This is a genomic window from Enterococcus sp. AZ080 (genome assembly GCF_051714945.1).
In the GTDB taxonomy this organism is placed as follows: Bacteria; Bacillota; Bacilli; order Lactobacillales; family Enterococcaceae; genus Enterococcus_B; species Enterococcus_B pernyi.
In genome coordinates, this window is the sequence record NZ_JBIOSV010000001.1 from 802,817 (window position 1) to 824,117 (window position 21,301).

The window sequence follows — 21,301 nt, forward strand, 5'->3', positions numbered from 1 at the left end:
TTATCTTGTGAAAAAAAGTGAAAACGTGCAGTATCAGCTTTTGAAAAATACGAATTATTTTTTTTTGAATAAAAAAATTGAATAAAAAAATTTCCAGGATAATTTTCGTGAGTGATCAGGTGACAAAATCAAAAGGGAAAAAAAGGAAAGGATGTGCTACTATTCAATTAAGGATAAAGGTGGAGGACTAGCATGAGTAAAATAATCGAAGTAAAACATTTAAGTAAAAGTTATGGAAGTAGTAAATCACCGGTCAAAGTATTAGACAATGTTTCTTTTTCAGTTGAAGAAGGAGAGTTTATTGGGATCATGGGGCCGAGTGGAGCGGGAAAGACTACTCTGATGAATATCTTATCAACGATCAATCTACCGACGATGGGTAGTGTGATGATCCAAGGAAATGAAATCACAAAAATGAAAAAACATGAATTGAGTGATTTCAGACGAAAAAAAATTGGCTTTATCTTTCAAACGTTCAATCTTATTGATACATTGAATGGTAAAGATAATATTTTACTTCCTTTGGCTGTTGAAAATATGGCGAAAGATGAAATGGACCGAAGAGTTTTACATGTTGCCCAGCTTTTGGGGATCGAAGAATTACTAAAACGTTATCCTGATGAAATGTCAGTTGGACAAAGACAACGCATTGCGGCAGCTAGAGCTTTAGTAGTAGAACCAGAGGTGATTTTCGCAGACGAACCAACCGGATCATTGGATTCAAAATCAGCAACAGAATTGTTGAATTATTTAAAAACAGTGAACGAAGTTGAAAAATCAACGATCTTATTAGTGACACATGATCCTTATACAGCTAGTTATTGCAACCGTATTTTATTTATCAAAGATGGAGTGATTTTTTCAGAAGTGATCCGCCGTGGGACGAGAAAAGAATTCTTTGAAAAAGTCATCGATATGCAGGCGACGATTGGAGGAGGCGGTAAAATCAATGCTTTATAAATTAGCCGCAAAAAGTTTTTTAAAACAATCAAGGGGCTACCTTGTCTATTTCTTCAGTTTGACCTTATCGACGATGATCTATTACTCATTTAGCGCGATGACCTATGACCAATCACTGATTCGAAGGGCAAGTCAAGATGTTTCGATAGATAATATTTTAAAGCTTGGTAGTTGGATCATTACTGTTGTCTTACTCTTTTTCGTACTCAGTGCTAATCGCTTTTTTCTCAATCGGAGACAAAAAGAGATTGGGATCTATCAATTATTCGGAATCAGCAAATTCCAGATTTCATCAATCTATGTGTTGGAAACGATGACCATTGGTTTTTTTGCTTGTTTGTTAGGGATTTTATTGGGAAGTATTTTCTCAAAATTGTTTCAAATGATTTTAGTACGAATGATGAAGATGGACATTACTAGTCGTTTTTTTATTTCTATCCCGTCCATTTTTGAAACCGTTGTGGTATTTTTTGTTATTCTTTCGGCAGTTTCTCTTTATTCACTATGGAAGATTTGGAGTTATCCCATGAATCGTAGTTTTGGGGAAAGAGAACAAGTGGAAAGTTCAATGTTGCGTATTCGCACAAGGCATCGTTTATTGGGCGTGATCGGAGTATTGATGATTTCTAGCAGCTATTTCGCTGCATTGAACTTCAGAGAAACAATTAGCCAGCTATTTGAAAAAAAAGTCAATCTAGGATTGATGATTGCTTTTCCCTTTTCAATATTGTTTGTCTGCATATTAGGGACCTACCTGTTCTTTCGTTATTCTTTTCGATTACTGCTCCATTTGTTGAGTGAATCGAGATTTAAGTACCGGGGAACCAATTTTTTGTTGATTGGGAATACACAAATCCATCTGTTAAAAGGCTGGCGAATGAATTCGTTGATCACATTAGTTATTGGCCTATCTTTGGCAATGATCGGCGGAATGATTGGAATCTCGACGCTCATTGCTCATCGTGAGGAAATTGATGCGCCTGTTTCTTATCAATTAGATACTCAAACGGCAGATAAACTGCGACCGATCTTAACAGAAGAGAATCAGAAAATCAGCGACGAATTAGTCTTTCATTACAAAGTAGTAGGGAGCTATTATAACCTGAGTATCGGTTCGGTATCTGGTGGCAATGAAATCAAGCCAGTCAATTTGATTTCAGAAAAAGAATACCGCGCCTTTCGCAAAATCAAACCTAGTCTGCCAAACATCAAACTTACAGAGAAAGACCATGCAATTATGTTAGATTCAGTAGAAACGATGTTTCGTAATTTTTCCAGTTATGGGAAAAAGATCTATCTGCCGGATAAACAAGAACTTTTGATCCAACAGGTTCTTCCTGGATTTTTAGGAGATGAGGGCATGACCTATTATGGACCGACATTGGTCGTTGCTCAAGAAGTCTTTGACCGTGTCACTGGATTAGAATATCAGATCATCAATTGGAATGTGACTGGCGGTAATCAAGAAAAAATGACCGAACGATTAAATAAAGAAGTAGCTACTAATTGGACACACACGATTTATTATAGTTATGAGATTACTGACCAAGGAATAGTTGGGACGATCCATACAGATGCTTCTAAAGAAGAGGAAAACGAATATTCAGAAAATAAATTGACAGGACAAACATCACGTTTGAATTATAATGCGCGCTATCCTAGGTTGCGTGCCATCGACCGCCAAATTGGGATCAATATCTTTGTTGCCCTTTTTGTTGGAATGATCGTGATCATCGCAACCGGTAGTATCTTGATGGTGCGACAATTATCCGAAGCTGAAATTGAACGAACCAATTATCAATTGCTAACAAAATTAGGGATTGCTCAACGCAAAACAAATCGGATGATCTATAAACAAAATGCGTTGATGTTTTTTCCACCAATGATTTTGGGCATCACTCATGCAGTATTTGCCATCAATGTGTTTTCTCAATATGTAGAAGGGGCAGACTATTGGTTGGCATACTTTGTCTGTGGCTTATTGATCGTCATTTACCTACTCTTTTACTTTATGACTAGTCGTTTATATTGTCGGATCATTGAGGAATAAGAAAAATAGAGCAAAAAGGGGATCTTATTCTAGCTGAACGAAGGACAGAATCGAGTTGTACGAATTTATTTTCGTACGGCTCTTTTTTTGTTCTCTTTAGTTAGTGACAAAACTGTTAGCTGTAAAGCGCATTCTGTTAGTAAAACAAATGTTTTTTTGTGGATAGAATGAGTAGAATTTGACTAAGGATCTAAATAGGAGGAAAAAGAGATGAAACAATGGTGGCAGCAACCACAGGTTCGATATTGGCGAACTTTTATGCTTCGAACCCTTGTTTATTCGACGATACTATTATTACTCATTTATTTGTATCATTACAAAAATATTCAAGGTGGAACATTTATATATAACGAATTCTAGGAGGGAAACGATGAAGAAAAAAGGAATCGTGGCTGCGATCGATTTTTGGGGAATAGCAAACCCAGATAGAATCGCATATCAGACAGCAGAGGAGCAACACACATATCAAGAACTGAAGCACTCCTCAGATGCATTAGGCTATTACTTAGAGAAGCGTTTGACTACGAAGGGGCCAATCGTCGTGTTCGGCAATCTAGAGTTTGAGATGGTGGTATCATTCTTGGGCGCAGTGAAAGCAGGACATGCGTATCTACCGATTGATGCCCAAACACCGAAGGAGCGGATCGAAGCGATTTTACGTGTCGCACAACCTAGTATGATCATTAGTTTAAGTGACTGGGAGATTGGGACAGATATACCAATCATCCAAAAAGATTGTTTACGCTCGATCATCGCCTCGATAGTTGGTTATCCATTTGAGCATGTAGTGAAAGGTGATGAAAATTTTTATCTTATTTTTACTTCGGGCACCACAGGAGAACCCAAAGGCGTGCAAATCAGTCATGATAACTTGGTGAGCTTTGTCGATTGGGTCTTGCGCGACTTTCCAATCAAAGAGGGACAAGCTTTTTTAGCACAAGCACCTTTTTCTTTTGATTTATCTGTGTTTACTTTGTATCCAGCATTAGTTTCTGGTGGGATCATCAAGCCTTTATTCAAGGAAAACGTCCAAGATTTTCAAAAATTATTTGCTATTTTACCACAATTAAAACTGGACATCTGGGTATCGACTCCTTCGTTTGTCGATATTTGCTTGATGGACGCATCTTTTGACGAGGGGCATTTACCAGAGCTGGCTACGTTCATTTTCTGTGGCGAGGAATTGACGAAGAAAACGGCGCAAGCGTTACTCGAACGGTTTCCTTCAGCCAAAATTTTCAACACGTATGGGCCGACAGAAGCGACAGTAGCCATCTCTAGTATATTGATCACAAGAGAAGTATTAGCTACGTATGAACGATTACCAATTGGCTATGTCAAGTCCGATACGACCGTATCTATTTTGAAAAATGGCGCAAGTGATCGTGGCGAGATTTTGATTACTGGTCCTAGCGTGTCAAAAGGCTATTTGAACAATCCTGAAAAAACGAAGGAAGTGTTCTTTCAAGTAACTGGGCATCAAAACTATCGAACAGGAGATGCAGGATATTTAGCAGAGGACGGATTGCTTTTTATTGAGGGAAGAATCGATCAACAGGTGAAATTACATGGCTACCGCATTGAATTAGGTGATATTGAACATGCGTTGCTTAAAGATGAACGAATCAATCAAGCAATCGTTGTTCCCAAATATCAAGGGTCGAAAGTCCAACAATTAGTGGCGTTTGTTGTACTGAACCAAGCGATTCCGGATACTAATTATCAGTTGATACGTTCGATCAAACAAAGGTTGACCGATTTTCTAATGGACTATATGATCCCACAAAAAGTGGCGTTTATTGACCAATTGCCACAAACGAACAATGGGAAAATTGATCGAAAAGCATTGACAGCTGAGGTGAATAGGTGATGAGTCTCCCACATATGATTCCTTATGCGGAGCCGTATTATTTTCTATTACTGAGTTTTGCGTTAGCGCCAATCATTTTTTCTCTACTATTTTTCCAGAAACGTTTAGGAACTTATCAAGTTCTTGTAACTTTCTTTTTCTTGTTCATCAGCTTTGGAGGAACGTATTGGCAACAAGGACTTGCTTTGATTGGCTATGTGGTCTGGCAAAGTATACTTGTTTGGTGTTATTTCACTTATCGAAAAAAAAGAAATCAGAGTGTATGGTTTTATCTAGCGGTAGTTCTAGCAATTTTACCTTTAGCAATTACGAAAGTCACACCATTTCTAACATCTGGTAAGGGATCACTGCTTAGTTTTCTGGGTATTTCCTATTTAACATTCAAATCGGTACAAATGATCATGGAAATGAGAGACGGTATGATCAAAACCTATCATCCTTACCGTTATATTCAGTTCTTGTTGTTTTTTCCAACCATTTCTTCAGGACCAATCGATCGTTATCGAAGATTTGAAAAAGATCAGCTCCAACCACCAACAAAGGAACAATATCTGGAAATGTTGGAAAAAGGGGTCCATCATTTGTTTATGGGTTTTTTATACAAATTCATCATCGGTCATTATCTCGGACAGGTACTGTTACCCATCGTATCAAAAGGTGCCTTGGCTCATGGCGGAATCTCATGGTGGCTATTGGGTTACATGTATGTCTATAGTTTGTATCTCTTTTTCGATTTTGCTGGCTATAGTTTGTTTGCAGTTGGTACGAGTTATTTGATGGGCTATGATACCCCGATCAATTTCAACAAACCATTTTTAGCTTGGAACATCAAAGAGTTCTGGAATCGTTGGCATATGTCTTTGTCCTTCTGGTTCAGAGATTACGTGTATATGCGGTTGATGTTCTTCTTGATGAAGAAAAAATGGTTCAAGAGTAAGATCGTGACTTCAAATATCGGATACTTTGCATTGTTTCTATTGATGGGTGTCTGGCACGGTTTGACATGGTACTACATTTTGTATGGTATCTATCATGCAACGCTGATTTGTGTGACAGATTCATGGATTCGCTATAAGAAAAAACGGAAGAAAAAACTTCCTTCCAATCGCTTGACCCACGCATTTTCTGTTTTCATGACGTTTCAAGCAGTATGTGCTAGCTTATTGATTTTTTCAGGATTTTTAGATCAACTATTTTTTAAATAAATGACGAGTTTAAAGGAGAGAATAGATATGGAAGAACAAGTTTTAACGATTTTAGCAGAGATTACAGGTACAGATGAAGTGAAAGAAAATAAAGAAATCGATTTGTTTGGTGAAGGTTTATTGGATTCACTAGGATCTGTTCAATTATTAGTTGAGCTGGATGGACAGCTTGATGTACAAGTTCCTGTATCAGAATTTGATCGGGAAGAATGGGCAACACCAAACAAAATCATTGATCAAGTCAACGAATTGAAGGGATAATGATGAAGAAAAAGCTGTTTGCGATTTTTGGTCCAGTGATACTTGCGTTTATACTGATTGCGATTTTTTTCACTTCATCCTATCGCGTGAATGTAGCTGACCCAGAAATCATTCATAGAGCAGCCAGTTCGATGTCAGACAACGTCTTACGAGGGGATGTAATCAAAAATACAGCTTTTGCTGAAAAAAAGTATGTGCCTTTTCTTGGTTCGAGTGAATTGAGTAGGATCAGTCCCTTTCATCCTTCTGTTTTAGCCCAGAAATATCAACGGAGCTACGAACCATTTTTATTAGGTGCCCCTGGGACTCAATCGCTGAGCCAGTTCATGATGATGCGCTCAGCTAGTAAGGATCTCAGAAATAAAAAAGTAGTGGTCATCGTGTCTCCTCAGTGGTTCGTAAAAGACGGGGTGAAGGAAGACTATTTCAGTACCCACTATTCAGAGTTACAGACATTGGATTGGCTGTTTTCAATAAAAAAAGTGACTGCTTCAGATCGCTATTTCGCGCGACGTTTATTAAGTTTTTCAATCGTTTCGAAAGATGAAGACATCACGCGGATTTTAAGTACAGTACAAAAAGGAATCAAACCCAATGATAAAGAATTAGCAGGCTTGGAAGATAAATGGAACATCTTGAAGCGTGAGGATGAATTATTTAGTGGGATTGGTTTGACGGATAAACAAAAACAGATCGATCAAGCGACTAAACCATTACCGACTAGCTATGAAAAAGAACAACTAAATAAGCTCGCTACGCAGATTGGTGCTAGTAAAACTAAGAATAATCCTTTTGCTCTAAAAGATGATTTCTACAATACCCGAATCAAACACCATTTAGCTGAGTTGAAAGACTCACAGAAAGACTGGGATTATCGTTTTTCAAAGGAATATTCTGATTTTCAATTATTATTGCAGCAACTAGCAAATGAACATACTGAAGCATTATTCATTCTTCCGCCAGTGAATGAAAAGTGGAGTGATTATACCGGTTTGTCTCAAGAAATGTTGCAAGGATTTGCTAAAAAAATCAGGTATCAATTAAAGAAACAAGGATTTCAACACATCGCAGATTTAACCAAAATGGCTAATGTTCCCTACTTTATGGAAGATACGATCCATCTTGGGTGGCAAGGCTGGTTGACTGCAGATCAGTATATCCAACCTTTCCTAGAAGAGAAGCAACCGATGTCTCATTATCAAATGGATGATGCTTTCTATAGTAAGGATTGGCAATTACAAACCCCAGATACACTACCAGAAAAATAAACGATACATTGGAACCAAAATAAAAGACGAATGAAGAAATTCGAGGAATGACCTGTAACGTCCCAATAGAGGGGATGTTATGGGTTGTTTTTTAGATGTTAGCAGATTCAAAAGAAGACTGGTGTTATAATATGACTGCATAAATCAAACAAATATGCTGCCCAAAAATCAGTGAACAATGATATAATTCTACTATTAAGTATGGAAAAGAGGGAAAGCGTTTGAATAAAAATGAAGAACAATTATTGATTGATTTAACAACTGCGCGTGGCGTACCAGGAAATGAAGAAGAGGTACGAAAAGTCTATAAAAAATATGCAGAGCAGTTCACAGATGATATTTTTTACGATGGTCTAGGTAGTATCATCGCAAAACATGATTCTGGCAAGGGCCCTAAAGTATTTATCTCCGGACATATGGATGAAGTTGGTTTTATGGTTACAAAGATCACAGATAAAGGATTTATTGAATTTCAAACACTTGGTGGTTGGTGGGGCCAAGTCATGTTGGCACAACAAGTAGAAATCAAGACCCAAGAGGGAAAAATCATCCATGGCGTGATTGGTTCAAAACCACCACATGTCTTGACTGCTGAAGTTCGTAACAAACCTTATGATATCAAAGATATGTTTATTGACATCGGGGCGACAAGCAAAGAAGAAGCGACGGAATGGGGCATTCGTCCTGGTGATATGGTCACTCCTTATATTGAATATCGTCGAATGAATGATGGAAAATTCTTGTTAGCAAAAGCATGGGACAATCGTATTGGGACAGCTGTTTCTTTACGTGTACTTGAAAATCTAGCAAAAGAAGGACATCCGAATGTCTTATTTGCTGGAAGTGATGTACAAGAAGAAGTTGGTTTAAGAGGTGCGCGCACAAGTACTCATTTGGTCGACCCTGACATTGCGATTGCTTTAGATACAGGTACTGCTGGAGATACACCAGGGATGACACCGAAAGAGGCAGATTCAGTTTTAGGTAAAGGACCACAAATCTTGATTTTCGATGCTTCGATGATCCCACATAAAAAATTATTGAATTTTGTGATCCAAGTGGCAGAAGAAATGGCTATTCCATTCCAATATACTGTCATCACCGGTGGGGGAACAGATGCGGGCCAAATGCATGTGTCACGTAATGGTGTGCCATCTATTGCAATCACGGTACCCGTTCGTTATCTGCATTCACATACATCGATCATCCATGAAGAAGATTACTTCAATACAGTGAAGTTAGTTACTGAAGTAGTCAAACGTTTGGATAGTGAAAAAGTAGCAGAAATCAGGAGTTATGAGTAATGAAGAATGTTTCTGAATATCGAAAAAAAGCCCGAGCATCTTTAGAAGGACAGTGGGGGATCAATGCTTGGATCATTTTCCTTTCAGTCTTTATTGGGTTGATCATCCAGCAGCTTTTTGTAGGTATCTTCCCAACAGATAGCACACAGGCAAACATACTCAATTTTTTGCTCCAACACGTATTGATTTTTGCGTTTACTTATGGGGTCTATTATATCTCATTAGTTGTGGTCAGAGGTGGGCGAGCAAAATCCAATCTGTTATTTGCTGTTTTTCAAAAAGAATATTTTGTACCGATTCTGCTTATCAATCTTTTAAATACCGTATTTAATTGGTTAATCAACGGGATTATACTTTTGCCTAGTTTTTTGATTGGCGGATTCAATACGTATATCAATCTACTTTTTAATGGAAATGCATCACCGCAAGGGATGATAAATGATTTTACGATTGATCTGAGTTTTGCAGTCTTTACAACTTTACTATTCTTCGTGTCGCTATTTGTGATGACGATCGTTGCAGGATTATTCCAATTTGCTGCTTGGACAAAGTTTGACTATCCGAAACTGACAGTTATCCAAAGTTTGAAATATGCCTGGTTTTTATTGAAAGATCGTATTGGGACCTATCTTCTTCTACAACTTTCATTTATTGGTTGGTATATTCTCGGATTTATTGCGCTGTTCTTTGGTTTACTTTGGGTAATTGCTTATGTCAATGTGTCGATTGCACAATTTTACGAACAAGCTCGTATTGAAAAAGGCAGCCCAATGGAATACTTTCACTTCGAATAAGCAGTTTTTCTTATGAAAATAAGAAATTGTGGTAGCATAAGTTTTTGAGGGGGAATCAGTCATGAAATTAACCGTTTTAGGTTGCTTAGGTGCATATCCTTATAAAAAACAAGGAACGACGAGTTATCTGTTGCAAGCTGATCAATTTAATTTGTTGATTGATGCAGGGAGCGCAACGCTTGTGAAATTGGAAGACCATCTTGATCCGCTTGCTTTAGATGCTGTGATCATCAGCCATTATCATCATGACCATATCGCAGATCTAGGTGTTTTGCAATATGAATGGCAATTGCATCCAAACAGAGATCAGGAAAAGCTATTACCAATCTATGGACATACGAAAGATGCCAGTCATTTTGAACAATTGACGATGCCAGGAGTGTCCCAAGGAGTGTCATATGATCCAACCCAAGAACTTGAAGTCGGACCATTTTCGATCACGTTCTTGGAAACGATTCATCCAGTGGTTTGTTATGCCATGCGTATTGTCGAAAGAGCCACCGGAAAAGTACTTGTTTTTACAGGAGATTCTGGCTATTTAGAGAGTTTTATTCCCTTCGCTAAAGAGGCGGATCTCTTTTTGTCAGACACGTATCTTTTTGCAGGAAATGAGCGACACAAAGCGCATTTCACTTCAAAAGAATCCGGAGAGATCGCAAAAGCGGCAAAAGTCAAAAAACTGGTTTTGACACACTTGCCACAATTCGGTGACCTAACACAATTAGAGAATGAAGCAAAAGAAGCGGCTGGAGAAGAAATCGAAGTTGCTTTAGCTGAAGTCGATAAAGTGTTTGATATATAGGAGGACGAGCAGAATGATTTTTGTACCAAATGAAAACCATGATCCAAGAGTAAATTTAGCAATCGAGACCTTTTTACTGCAAGAGATGCCATTAGAAGAACCAATCTTGCTTTTTTACATCAATGAACCGTCAATCATTATTGGTCGAAATCAAAACACGATCGAAGAAATCAATCGTGAATATGTTGAAGAACATGGCATCCATGTGGTACGTCGTTTAAGCGGTGGTGGAGCAGTATATCATGATTTTGGTAACTTGAATTTCAGTTTCATCATGCCAGATGATGGGGATTCGTTCCGTGACTTTGCGAAGGTGACTAAACCAATCATCCAAGCGTTACACGAATTAGGTATTTCAGGTGCCGAATTAAAAGGACGTAATGACCTGGTAATCGATGGCTTGAAGTTTTCAGGGAATGCTATGTATGCTACAAATGGTCGAATGTTTGCACATGGAACGATCATGTTCGATTCAGACATTGATGAGGTAGTCAATGCGCTGAAAGTGAAAAAAGAAAAAATCGAATCCAAAGGAATCAAATCGATTCGTTCACGAGTTACAAATATCAAACCATTCTTACCTGAGGAAAAACAAGGGATGACAACCGAAGAATTTCGTGAAGACATTCTTTTGAAAATTTTCGGCGTATCTTCAGTAGAAGACGTAAAGACCTATGAATTGACAGAAAAAGATTGGGAAAAAATCAATCAAATTTCTGAGCAGTATTATCGAAATTGGGATTGGAATTATGGAAAATCACCAGATTTCAACTTTTCACGCCAAAAACGCTTTTCGATTGGGTCGATCGAGGTACATCTGAATGTCTCAGAAGGGATAATCGAGGATGTAAAAATCTTCGGCGATTTCTTTGGTCTAGGAGATATCAAAGATGTTGAACAAGTGTTGACAGGTATAAAGTATGACAAAGCTACTTTACAAGAAGCAGTGGAAACGATCGATATCAAGAAGTATTTTGGTGCAATCGAAGTACAAGATTTATTGGAGTTATTGTACTAAATAAGGTTGTGACAGAAGCGTCTTGACCTAGGAAGTAAGATAGAAAATTGAAAAATAGTTTTTCGTATTTTACAATTTTTTAGTTTAATGTTGAATGTCCGCTTCTGGAACATCATTTATTCGGTTGTAGGGTGATAAGCTGACGAATAGCCAATATCCCAGACCCGACAATCTGAAATAGATTATAAGACCTTCAAAAACAGCCTGTTGACTGCTTTTGAAGGTCTTTTTTAATTAGAGGGTATATTGATTTTTAGGCGATCGACCCACTTATCTTTTTCTTGGACCAAGGTGCTGCTGTATTTGTCGAGCGTGGTCTGAATCATCATCAAGTCATACTGTTCTTGTCGTATCAATTCTTCTGTCACATGTTTGGAAAAAATATTTTTCTCATAGTGTGTACTGTGCTCACAGTGGATCTGGATGTGAGAATTGATTTCTTGGATCGATAAATAGATTTCTCGATGCAAAGGATTTTCAATGGCTTGTGTTTCGCGAAACGAATGCTCTAAAATATGGATGAGTAATTGTGTGAAATCTTCATCATGGATCGGTAAAGAAGCTGGGATGTGGGTGTGAAAATCAACCTTGATATTCTTTTTAGCAGCGACTTCTTGATATCTAGCCAAAATCAAATTTGTTAGTTGGTGACCTGTCGGAAAAAGAGACAAATCCAATCGTCTTGTTTCGTCTACGATCCGTTTTAAGTAAGTTTTCACTTCGGCTTGTTCATTTGTATCAATCAATTGACTCAATTCTTCCATTTGTACAACAAAGTCATTTTTTGCTTGATCGATTTGTTGGATCTGTGCTTGGATTTTTGCATAATGTGTTTCGATCAGATCTGTTTTAGTTTGTAAGAAAAGACGTTCTTTATGGTAACTATCGATTTTCATGATATTCTCCATGATATTGTATCCGACAATAACAATCAGGAGAATCGCAAATAAGAGCGTGGACCAGTTGATGATCGAATGCCCAATCCCTAAGGCAGTTTGAATATAAAACATACAATGAAAGATAGCGATCAAAACGATCCAAGGACTACATACAGTGAAAAAACGATTTTGTTTATATGCTCACCGATACTTGCTATAGAAGTAACTAGAGTGCTTACAACACTAACAACACTAACAACACTAGCGAAGGGCATCAATTCAGGTAATTCAAAATCTGAAAATAATGCATAAAGCAAGATGTTGGCAAAAACAAATGTTTGGAAATAGCAGAAATAACCATACCATTTCTGATAGTTTGTCATTTTGGACTGATAGTAAAAAATAATCAGTATAGAAGTCAAGATTGCAAATAAGTGTGAAAAAATCGAATGTACGATTGGTTCAAAAAGAACACCACTCAAGATATCTTCCGAAATCGATTCAAATCCAAGCACGAAAGAAAATAGGCTCAAAATCAATAATGAACGATCTAATTTATTATGCCTGTAGAGAATATAGCTAGTCCAGATCAACAATCCGATGGCGATAACGAAAGCCAAGATCATCGCGATGACTTGTGGGATCGATTGTGAAAAAATGAAGCTGATCATTGGACTGGTGGTCCCCAAATAAACTTTGGGTGTTAGACCAGCATAATTTTGATAAGGCGAGGAAACAACGATTTTCAACGTCTTGCCTACATAGGGTTCTGGTAGATCGATGATCGATAAAGACAATCCAGGATTGTTTCGTGCGCTTTCTTTGGAGCGACTGTAGAGTAGCGCGTCATCTAATGAGACACTTAACCATTGATGATTGCCTTTGATCAAGAGATTGGCATCCGCCAATTCTTTATGTAGAGTAGTTTCCATTATAAATGGTTCATTCTTGTCGATGGACGGCATGTAGTCGATATGGTTACTGTCGAACTGAAAATAAGGATCGTGCTCGGAATAATAGACCCATGAATCATCAATCTGAGACATTTGTTTATTGTCGATTGGCGTGAAGAGGTAATGAAAAAATAAGCGATACTTATTATAAATAACGATGCAAATATAATAAGTACGCTCCATTTGATTTTCATAGAGAATGGTATAATTTTATTACGTCCGTTATTAAAAATAACCATAGACAAATCTCCTTTAATAAATTATCTAATTCCAGAGTAAACTTTTTTCATTTAACAGTCAATTTTTAGCTATTTTTATCGTTTTTTTTGTTTGCTTGTTTATTTTTTTATAGAGAATCTTCAAACTGAGTATTAATATTGTCAAAAAAATTTCGTTATTATATTATAGATTTAATAAAATTTTCTTAAGGAGGTTCAATGTGCCTATCTATAAAAAAATAACTTTTTTCAGTTCGATTTCGTTAGTGGTTCTTCTAGCGATCATTTTGTGTGTCGTGCTGCTCCCTCGAGTATTTGGGCTGACACCGCATATCATTGATGACCAAGCGATGGCATCGTCTTATGCAGAAGGAAGTCTGATCTATGTACAGAAAAGAAAGACAGATACGATTTTAGTTGGAGATGTGATCACCTACTATGAAAATTCAGGTAAACATATCGTGACAAGAAGGGTCGTTGCTATTGAAGATCAACACCAGTATTTTTATACGAAAGCTGATGGAAAAACGCAAATCGAAGTTGAAGCAGTACGAGATCGTAATATTATTGGCACGCCTATATTCAAGATCCCGTACATAGGGTTATTGTTCTCACGGCATGCGTTCAATTGGATGAAATGGGTATTCCTAGGAATCGCTGTGTGCTTGTCCTCCATTACAGCTTGGCATACCTACCTTGAACTGAAACAACGTCGAGAGAAAGAAACTGATTTTTTTTCTGACATGTAATAATCATATTTTTATTTACCAGCTTCTCCCTCTTGTCGAAAGATAGGTTTCTTCGTATAATGTTTGGAAGAGGAGGGGAAGTATGCGTAATGAAATGATGCATCGTCCCGTTGTAAAAGAAGAGTTATTGGATTTTATGCGGACAAAACAAAAACAGTTAACTGGAGAATTGGGGAAAGTTGAAGAGGAAGCACATGCGGCGGAAGTGCCGATCATTCCTCATGAGACGGTCGTCTTTTTGCAGTTTTTATTAGGACAGATCAAACCAAAAGAAGTACTTGAAATTGGAGCTGCGATTGGTTTTTCCTCTAGTCTGATGGCACAAGTCATTGGAAAAGAAGGTCATGTGACGACGATCGATCGCTTTGACGTGATGATCAGAAAAGCGAAAGCAACGTATGAGCGTTTAGAGATGACGGATCGAGTGACATTATTAGAAGGCCAAGCGGCTGATATTTTGCCAACATTGACAGGTCCGTATGACTTTATATTTATGGATAGTGCAAAATCAAAATATATCGAATTCTTGCCTGAATGCCTTCGTGTATTGAAAAAAGGCGGCGTCTTGATGGTTGATGATATTTTTCAAGGAGGGACGATTCTTCTGTCAGATGAAGAGATCCCAAGAGGAAAACGAGCGATCCATCGTAAATTGAATGAATTTCTACGCGTGGTTATGGAACATCCGGATTTGACCTCTACGTTGTTACCTTTGGGTGATGGTGTGATTTTGATCACGAAAGAGGCAGAAACAATCGACTTATAATTGCCAGATTTTTTAGTAAAGATTCAAAAGAATGCTAGCTAAGCTAAGCGAGTAGCTAAGTCAATTTCATTGATAGCAAGGCAGAAGTTGAAAGTAGGGAATCTATCCAATCAAGTTCTGCCTTACTATGTTGGACGAAACAGACTTTCATGTTCCATGATAAAATGACAAGTCGATCGTAGCAAAAAATTATAATATGAAAATCGTGGCTGTATTTTTACAGTAAAAACTGTAAGAAAAAAGTACGATAAAAATTTTTGTTTCATAAAATAACTATTTTGTATTGACATAAGCTTTCAATTTATCTATAATTATTTTTGTTCCGCTAAAGCTGTCATAGTAGCTCAGCTGGATAGAGCATCCGCCTTCTAAGCGGACGGTCGGGGGTTCGAATCCCTCCTGTGACGTAAAAAACCGTTAGAAACTTTTGTTTCTAGCGGTTTTTTTGTCTCTTGTGCTAAATAAGATTGATTCATCGCTGAACGTTGAAGGTGCTAGCTTGATCGGATAAAAAATCGATGGTTCAAATTCCAAAAAGTAAAATGATAAAAAGTAAAATCAAATCATATAAGATATGTGCAAGCATAGGGATCAATAAGTTTTGTGTTTTTAACCAGGCATAGAGAGAAGGGGCATGAGCCAAACCAATAACAAAAATACATTGATAGAGATTCCCATCGTATACGGCATAATGGCTGAGACCAAAAACCAATAGAGAAATCGTACTAGCGCCCCAAATAGAAAATTTAGTACGCATAAATGTAGAAAGTAAAAGAAAGATCAAAACAAAAATCGCAGCAATATAAAGTTCTTCTCCAATCAGGCTCACGCTAAGCTGTGATAAATATAGGATTATTTCACCAACGTTTAACCCTTCGTACTAATTATCTCCACCAGCATTTGCGGCCGTGGTTTGATTCAGCAGCTTTCCAGTCAAGATAAAAATATCTGAAAGTAGTGAACCAAGAATAAGGATAAAAGCAATCCAACGCCAATCTTTCTTATTGATTTTTTTGAATAAAGTGTTTGTGTTGTTCCAACCAATCAGTATGATTAAAGCAAGCGCTCCCCCTATAGGTAAAAAGGTCCAATCTAACCTACCTGAGAAGATCGGATAAGATGTCATCATTCCCCAATCAGCAAAAATTAAAATAATGAGTGCTAAGAGTGACCGCCACAGATTGAGTTTGACAGTTTTAAACATTGCGAACATTAAATAACTCCTCCTATAAATAAAATCAACAAAGGGCGATTGTAACATTGAGATGGAATATCGAGAAATAATTTGCTGTCATTTTTAGCGTTTGATTAGAGACATCAATAATTAGATAAAAATAGAATGAATACGAGTACTCAGTAAATTAGCCTTTTTTGACAATAGAATAATTTGCTTATCAAAAGGAAAAAAAGGATCTTTTTAATCATTACCTATTTTTTTGAAGTTTTTTCATTTGGATCAATATAGGGAAAGTAGATATCTATGATAAAATAAAGTAACAACATCAACTGGACGATTAATAAGGACCGATGTTCCTTAGATCGAAAATCGAATGGGTTTATTTCAAGAGAGGATAAAGGGAAGCGCTTATGTTAATCACCAAAAAATGGATGGATCGTTTAACAGGTCCGTATCGATCATCAGGAATGTTTCGCTGTTTAGCGGAATCTCAGAGTTTGGACAGTATCAGTAGTAAAGTGATTTTATTGATCGATGAGACCAAAGTGACGATTTTATTTTTGAATTTTTTTAAAACGAAGGTTATTGATCATCTCACGTATGAGCGAACAGTGATCGAAGAGGAACAAGTAGCATTAGGTGGCGGATTATCCGTGGTCTGGCGTTTTTCCGCTGGCAGAAAGCACTGGCGGTTTCGTATTATGAAAAAAATCATCCCTTTAGGTGATGAACAAAGAGAATTTTTGATGCAACTTGAGTAATGATATCACTTACGAAAAAAAGAAGAACAAAAAAGAAGAACACTAGCAACGATATTGTCGTTGCATAGTCGTTCTTCTTTTTTATTAAAACCGTGTGATGATGTCATCTAAAATAGCAATCAATTCTTCTTTCTCCACGTTTAGATTTCCATTGATCCACTCAGTCAGGACACTAGTAGTGCCGGAAATAGAAAAAAGAATCTCTACTTTATTTTTGACATCTTTCATATCTAATTGTTCTTCGTCCATGACTCTTTTTATCAGGATCTGTGTAAGTTGGACAGAGAGTTCATCATCCATGAAATCATTAAAGAAAAAGTGAAAAACAGCTTTGTTCTCATCTACATGATTGACTAAAGTATGGACGAATCGGCGAAAGTCATATTGCTCTTTGTTGGGGTAAGTTTGATCGAAGATATCTGTCAGTGTACAAATCGATTCTTCAATGATTTTTGAACGCAAATCATAGATATCCTCATAGTGAGTATAAAACGTCCCTCTCCCGATATCTGCTTGTTGTGAAAGCTCCGCAATCGTGATTTTATTGATGGGTTTTTCTTTCGTTAAATCTAAAAAGGCTTGTTTGATTGCGTGCTTCGTTCTTTTGCTTCGACGATCCATTTGTATCTCCTTTTTTAGACAGTATCTTTCTAAGTGTTCATTATTGGACAGATGTTGAATCATTGCCTATAGGAAGTCACTTTTTAAGTAATTATAATAAAGTTACGTAAAGAAAGAAAGTTTTGTTTCAAAAGGAGTAGATGGATATGGAAAAATTAACGATTCGTTCAATTGATAGAAAAGACTTAAACAAAGCAAGTGAATTTGCAGCACAAGGGATGAATTTTTCGAGCTATACAGAAAATCCTATTGCACTTTATCTCTATAGTCAGTATGCACTTACAGGCGCATTGATGAAATCAACCGTCACATTAGGTGCGTATCTAGACGGTCAATTTGTCGGCTTTCTTTTTGCTCGCTTCGATGGGGAAACAAAAGTGCCTGTTGGATGGGGGAAACGCTTGTTTGTCAACGTAGCAGAAAAATTGATGGGATTGACCGGATATCGAGAGGCGATAGGAACTTATGACCAAGCCAATCAAACAATGTATCATGAATTTGCATCCACTCATCCAGAAGGCGAAGTCACTTATTTTGCTGTTGATCCCACATTGAAGGGTAAGCGGATTGGTTCACGCTTGTTAGAAGAAATAGAGAGACGTTATAAAAATAAGCGAATATTTCTCTATACAGACTCTAATTGCAACTACCAATTTTACTTAAAAAAAGGATTTACCATTTTTGGCCGCCAACCAGTCGATCTAGGTGGAGGAGAATCAATAACCTGTTACTTATTAAGCACGATCTTATGACTAAATAAAGACTACTGCTAGAGGTCGGGACAGAAATGTTTAGCCTTATTTCCGAAGAGGTTACTTCTGTTCCCGCCGTTTATTCAGTTTTATAATATGCAAAAGGAGTAATGTCCCCGTCACTTGTTTGTATTGTTACACTCTTGATTTTTGAGAGTAAGTTGCAGAAAAAAAACAGCAGTTCCTTTATAATCAAGGAGAGATCGTTTTCGGTTGGTACTCATAGCAATGATCCAGCTAAAAAAAGACGGTCGATCGCCGATTTTAGAAAGGAAGAAAACAGATGACATTATTATCTCAAATTTTAGTTACACTTGTTGCCTTGGAATTTCTTTATATCATGTATATTGAAACTTTTGCGACGGAATCTGCAACAACTAGTCGAGTCTTCAACATGCCAAAGGAAGAATTAGGACGTCAGTCCGTACAGACTTTATTTAAGAATCAGGGGATCTATAATGGGTTACTTGGTGTGGCATTGGTGTACGGCGCTTATTTTTCAAATGCACCAAAAGAAATCACGGGGCTATTATTGATCTATATTTTGCTGGTGGCGGCTTATGGTAGCTTTACTAGTGATCGCTTGATCATCGTCAAACAAGGTGGGTTAGCAGCGATCGCACTCATTACGTTATTCTTTTAGGATATAAAAGAATAACTGCTGAAAAAAATTATGAAAGTTTGTGAAAAAACTTACTTTAATCAACAAAATATGCTATCCTGTAACGTGCATTTTATCAATTTTTTATGAAAATGGGGTAGTAGTGTTGTTAAAGAATTATATTGGTTTATTGAAAAAAGAATTTTCTGGTTATAATCTTTCAGTATTTCAAAAAGATTTATTGGCAGGTATTACAGTCGCGGCGGTTGCTTTGCCACTCGCTTTAGCTTTCGGTGTTTCAAGTGGAGCAGACGCAGCTGCTGGTCTGATCACTGCTGTAATTGCTGGTCTAGTCATTGGTGGTTTATCTGGTGGGTTCTATCAGATTTCTGGTCCTACTGGCGCGATGGCAGCAATCTTGATGTCGATTGCCGCAAAACAAGGAATGCAAGGCGTCTTACTGGCTACTTTTTTGGCTGGAGTTCTTTTACTCGCTGCGGGTGTCTTACGATTAGGAACGCTGACTTCATTTATCCCTGCACCTGTCATCACAGGGTTTACCTCTGGTATTGCAATCATTATTGCTTTAGGTCAGATCGATAATTTATTCGGTGTTCATTCAGAAGGGGCCAATGTGATGGAAAAATTGGCTAGTTATCAAAACTTAGGCTTTGAAATTTCCTTGCCAACGATTTTAATGGGAAGTTTGGTCATTATTGGGATGTTGGTCTATCCTAAAAAATGGGGGCAAAAGATCCCAAGCTCATTGTTGGCAATCATCCTCACAACTGCGTTGATGATGATCGTTGATTGGCCAATTGCGACCGTAGGGGAAATTCCCCAAACGTTGATCAGTAGTAACCGTTTGGTACTTGGTGATTTTAGTTTGTCAGCGATCCAAACAGTGATTGTACCAGCAATCAGCATTGCACTGTTAGGTATGATCGAAAGTTTGTTGTGTGGTGCTTCGGCAGGCCGAATGGCGAATCGTCAGTTAGATAGTAATCAGGAGTTGGTCGCACAAGGAATTGGTAATCTACTGTTACCATTTTTTGGTGGGATTCCAGCTACAGCAGCCATTGCTCGAACGAGTGTCGCAATTAAATCCGGTGCTCAAACAAGAGTAGCTGGAATGATCCATGCAATCGTATTGTTTCTATCCATGCTTATTTTTGCACCAATCATGTCGAACATTCCGATGCCAGCATTAGCAGGTGTATTGATCGTCACAGCTTGGCATATGAATGAATGGGAAACGATCACAGAACTATTCGCTAAAAGATACTGGTCAGCGCTTCTTCTATTTTTCTTGACGATGGGGTGTACAGTGATTTTTGATCTAAGTATTGCAATCGTTATAGGAATTATTAGTGGGTGTGTATTTTTTATTGTTAAGAGTGCAGCCATCACGATCTCAGTGGAGGAAATCGACTGGCAGCGAATGAGCTTACCGGAAACGAAAAAGTTGGATAATTGGGCAGTTGTTTATATCAGTGGTCCTTTATTCTTCATGTCCGCCGAACGATTGAAAGCGACGTTAACAGAATTAGCAGATAAAGAAGGAATCATTTTTTCAATGCGCGGGGTGCCAAGTATTGATTTGACGGCGCAAAGTTTATTTGAAGAATTTCAAGAAAAAGCTGCTATGAAAGAACAAACGATTATTTACACCTCGTTACAACCAGAAGTGGAAAAGCAATTGCAACATCTTTGGGAAAAACAAAAGACAGAACAACATCTTACGGTGGCTCATGCGCTGACCTCTTTACACAAACAATATATGTTAGACAGTGAAATATAGTCAGTGGATTCGCTAAAAAAATTGTGGCTGCCGCCTGTTCTAAGGTAAAATAAGTTTATAGACGTTCGGGAGGTAGGAATGGATGAATATCAAACAAGTGAGTGAAGAAAAAGGAATCTCTGCGGATACGTTACGCTACTATGAACGAATCGGTTTGATCCCACCGGTGAACCGAACAAACGGAGGTATCCGAGATTATACGGAAGAAGATTTACGTTGGGTCGATTTCACCTTATGTATGCGTAGTGCAGGTTTATCGATTGAATCTTTGACTGAATATATTCGTTTATATAGCGCGGGTGATGAAACAATTCTTGCTCGTAGGGATCTTCTTATGGAAGAAAGTGAACAATTGGCAAAAAAAATTGCAGAGATGCAAGCTTGTCAGGAACGTCTCCAAAAGAAAATCGCGCGTTATAACCAAGATTTGGTCAAAGGAGATCCAATCTTAGCTTGATTTAGTCGCTAAAACCAAGAACCAACCAATCGATC

21 protein-coding genes, 1 tRNA gene and 1 pseudogene are annotated in these 21,301 nt (G+C 37.7%); 19 read left to right on the forward strand and 4 right to left on the reverse strand.

The features are described from left to right. The first annotated feature begins 192 nt into the window (after nt 1-192). From IGK01_RS03725 to IGK01_RS03775, 11 genes are all read left to right on the forward strand, one after another. Nucleotides 193-960 (forward strand): ABC transporter ATP-binding protein, encoded by a 768-nt coding sequence (locus IGK01_RS03725; protein WP_019723768.1) that lies wholly within the window; start codon nt 193-195, stop codon nt 958-960. Then, nucleotides 950-3,010: an ABC transporter permease gene (locus tag IGK01_RS03730; protein ID WP_224434584.1), complete on the forward strand. Its 2,061-nt coding sequence runs from the start codon at nt 950-952 to the stop codon at nt 3,008-3,010. The genes IGK01_RS03725 and IGK01_RS03730 overlap by 11 nt, the downstream gene beginning before the upstream one ends. A 210-nt stretch (nt 3,011-3,220) precedes the next feature. After that, on the forward strand, nt 3,221-3,370 hold the full coding sequence (locus IGK01_RS03735) for a teichoic acid D-Ala incorporation-associated protein DltX (RefSeq protein WP_010736035.1): 150 nt from the start codon (nt 3,221-3,223) through the stop codon (nt 3,368-3,370). Nucleotides 3,371-3,380: 10 nt separating this feature from the next. Then, nucleotides 3,381-4,880, forward strand: coding sequence for a D-alanine--poly(phosphoribitol) ligase subunit DltA (dltA, locus tag IGK01_RS03740; protein ID WP_194179771.1), 1,500 nt, complete (start codon nt 3,381-3,383; stop codon nt 4,878-4,880). Then, complete coding sequence (dltB, locus tag IGK01_RS03745) at nt 4,880-6,085, forward strand: D-alanyl-lipoteichoic acid biosynthesis protein DltB (protein ID WP_010736033.1); 1,206 nt, start codon at nt 4,880-4,882, stop codon at nt 6,083-6,085. Before dltA ends, dltB begins: the two co-directional genes overlap by 1 nt. A gap of 27 nt (nt 6,086-6,112) precedes the next feature. After that, nucleotides 6,113-6,346, forward strand: coding sequence for a D-alanine--poly(phosphoribitol) ligase subunit DltC (gene dltC, locus IGK01_RS03750; RefSeq protein ID WP_010736032.1), 234 nt, complete (start codon nt 6,113-6,115; stop codon nt 6,344-6,346). 2 nt (nt 6,347-6,348) lie between these two features. Continuing rightward, nucleotides 6,349-7,614 (forward strand): D-alanyl-lipoteichoic acid biosynthesis protein DltD, encoded by a 1,266-nt coding sequence (dltD, locus tag IGK01_RS03755; protein WP_023519278.1) that lies wholly within the window; start codon nt 6,349-6,351, stop codon nt 7,612-7,614. Between the two features lie 221 nt (nt 7,615-7,835). After that, nucleotides 7,836-8,918 carry a M42 family metallopeptidase gene (locus tag IGK01_RS03760; RefSeq protein ID WP_010736030.1) on the forward strand — a complete coding sequence of 361 codons (1,083 nt, stop codon included), beginning with the start codon at nt 7,836-7,838 and terminating at the stop codon, nt 8,916-8,918. Next, nucleotides 8,918-9,712 carry a DUF975 family protein gene (locus tag IGK01_RS03765; protein ID WP_010736029.1) on the forward strand — a complete coding sequence of 265 codons (795 nt, stop codon included), beginning with the start codon at nt 8,918-8,920 and terminating at the stop codon, nt 9,710-9,712. The genes IGK01_RS03760 and IGK01_RS03765 overlap by 1 nt, the downstream gene beginning before the upstream one ends. A 61-nt stretch (nt 9,713-9,773) precedes the next feature. Continuing rightward, nucleotides 9,774-10,514 carry an MBL fold metallo-hydrolase gene (locus IGK01_RS03770; protein WP_224434585.1) on the forward strand — a complete coding sequence of 247 codons (741 nt, stop codon included), beginning with the start codon at nt 9,774-9,776 and terminating at the stop codon, nt 10,512-10,514. A gap of 13 nt (nt 10,515-10,527) precedes the next feature. Next, the gene (locus IGK01_RS03775) at nt 10,528-11,532 is read left to right on the forward strand and encodes a lipoate--protein ligase (protein WP_224434586.1); all 1,005 of its coding nucleotides are present in this window, start codon (nt 10,528-10,530) and stop codon (nt 11,530-11,532) included. Nucleotides 11,533-11,762: 230 nt separating this feature from the next. Here IGK01_RS03775 and IGK01_RS03780 read toward each other — a convergent pair. Then, nucleotides 11,763-13,602: pseudogene (locus tag IGK01_RS03780) on the reverse strand (hypothetical protein). A 200-nt stretch (nt 13,603-13,802) separates the two neighbouring features. On the opposite strand from IGK01_RS03780, the gene IGK01_RS03785 reads away from it, so the two are divergent. The 3 genes from IGK01_RS03785 (at nt 13,803) to IGK01_RS03795 (ending at nt 15,503) form a co-directional block, all read left to right on the forward strand. After that, entirely contained in the window at nt 13,803-14,330 is a 528-nt protein-coding gene (locus IGK01_RS03785; RefSeq protein ID WP_023519280.1) for a signal peptidase I, read from the forward strand. Nucleotides 14,331-14,412: 82 nt separating this feature from the next. Continuing rightward, nucleotides 14,413-15,096, forward strand: a complete 684-nt coding sequence (locus IGK01_RS03790; protein ID WP_010736023.1) for an O-methyltransferase — start codon at nt 14,413-14,415, stop codon at nt 15,094-15,096. A gap of 333 nt (nt 15,097-15,429) precedes the next feature. Next, nucleotides 15,430-15,503, forward strand: a tRNA-Arg gene (locus tag IGK01_RS03795). Between the two features lie 116 nt (nt 15,504-15,619). Here IGK01_RS03795 and IGK01_RS03800 read toward each other — a convergent pair. Continuing rightward, nucleotides 15,620-15,952: a CPBP family glutamic-type intramembrane protease gene (locus IGK01_RS03800; protein WP_080637939.1), complete on the reverse strand. Its 333-nt coding sequence runs from the start codon at nt 15,950-15,952 to the stop codon at nt 15,620-15,622. 24 nt (nt 15,953-15,976) lie between these two features. Beyond that, nucleotides 15,977-16,309: a hypothetical protein gene (locus IGK01_RS03805; protein WP_224434588.1), complete on the reverse strand. Its 333-nt coding sequence runs from the start codon at nt 16,307-16,309 to the stop codon at nt 15,977-15,979. A 374-nt stretch (nt 16,310-16,683) separates the two neighbouring features. Here IGK01_RS03805 and IGK01_RS03810 point away from each other — a divergent pair, with 374 nt between their 5' ends. After that, nucleotides 16,684-17,034, forward strand: coding sequence for a hypothetical protein (locus IGK01_RS03810; protein ID WP_010736020.1), 351 nt, complete (start codon nt 16,684-16,686; stop codon nt 17,032-17,034). Nucleotides 17,035-17,118: 84 nt separating this feature from the next. Here IGK01_RS03810 and IGK01_RS03815 read toward each other — a convergent pair whose 3' ends face one another. Then, entirely contained in the window at nt 17,119-17,655 is a 537-nt protein-coding gene (locus IGK01_RS03815) for a TetR/AcrR family transcriptional regulator (protein WP_010736019.1), read from the reverse strand. Nucleotides 17,656-17,801: 146 nt separating this feature from the next. Between IGK01_RS03815 and IGK01_RS03820 the strand changes: the two genes are divergently transcribed. The 4 genes from IGK01_RS03820 to IGK01_RS03835 all read left to right on the forward strand — a co-directional run bounded on the left by IGK01_RS03820 (nt 17,802) and on the right by IGK01_RS03835 (nt 21,266). Beyond that, nucleotides 17,802-18,407, forward strand: a complete 606-nt coding sequence (locus tag IGK01_RS03820; protein WP_438840504.1) for a GNAT family N-acetyltransferase — start codon at nt 17,802-17,804, stop codon at nt 18,405-18,407. Between the two features lie 283 nt (nt 18,408-18,690). Then, a complete protein-coding gene (locus IGK01_RS03825; RefSeq protein ID WP_010736017.1) occupies nt 18,691-19,050 on the forward strand; it encodes a DUF1304 domain-containing protein in 360 nt (119 codons plus the stop codon). 124 nt (nt 19,051-19,174) lie between these two features. After that, nucleotides 19,175-20,809: a SulP family inorganic anion transporter gene (locus tag IGK01_RS03830; RefSeq protein ID WP_224434590.1), complete on the forward strand. Its 1,635-nt coding sequence runs from the start codon at nt 19,175-19,177 to the stop codon at nt 20,807-20,809. Nucleotides 20,810-20,891: 82 nt separating this feature from the next. Beyond that, the gene (locus tag IGK01_RS03835; protein WP_010736015.1) at nt 20,892-21,266 is read left to right on the forward strand and encodes a MerR family transcriptional regulator; all 375 of its coding nucleotides are present in this window, start codon (nt 20,892-20,894) and stop codon (nt 21,264-21,266) included. Nucleotides 21,267-21,301: the final 35 nt, after the last annotated feature.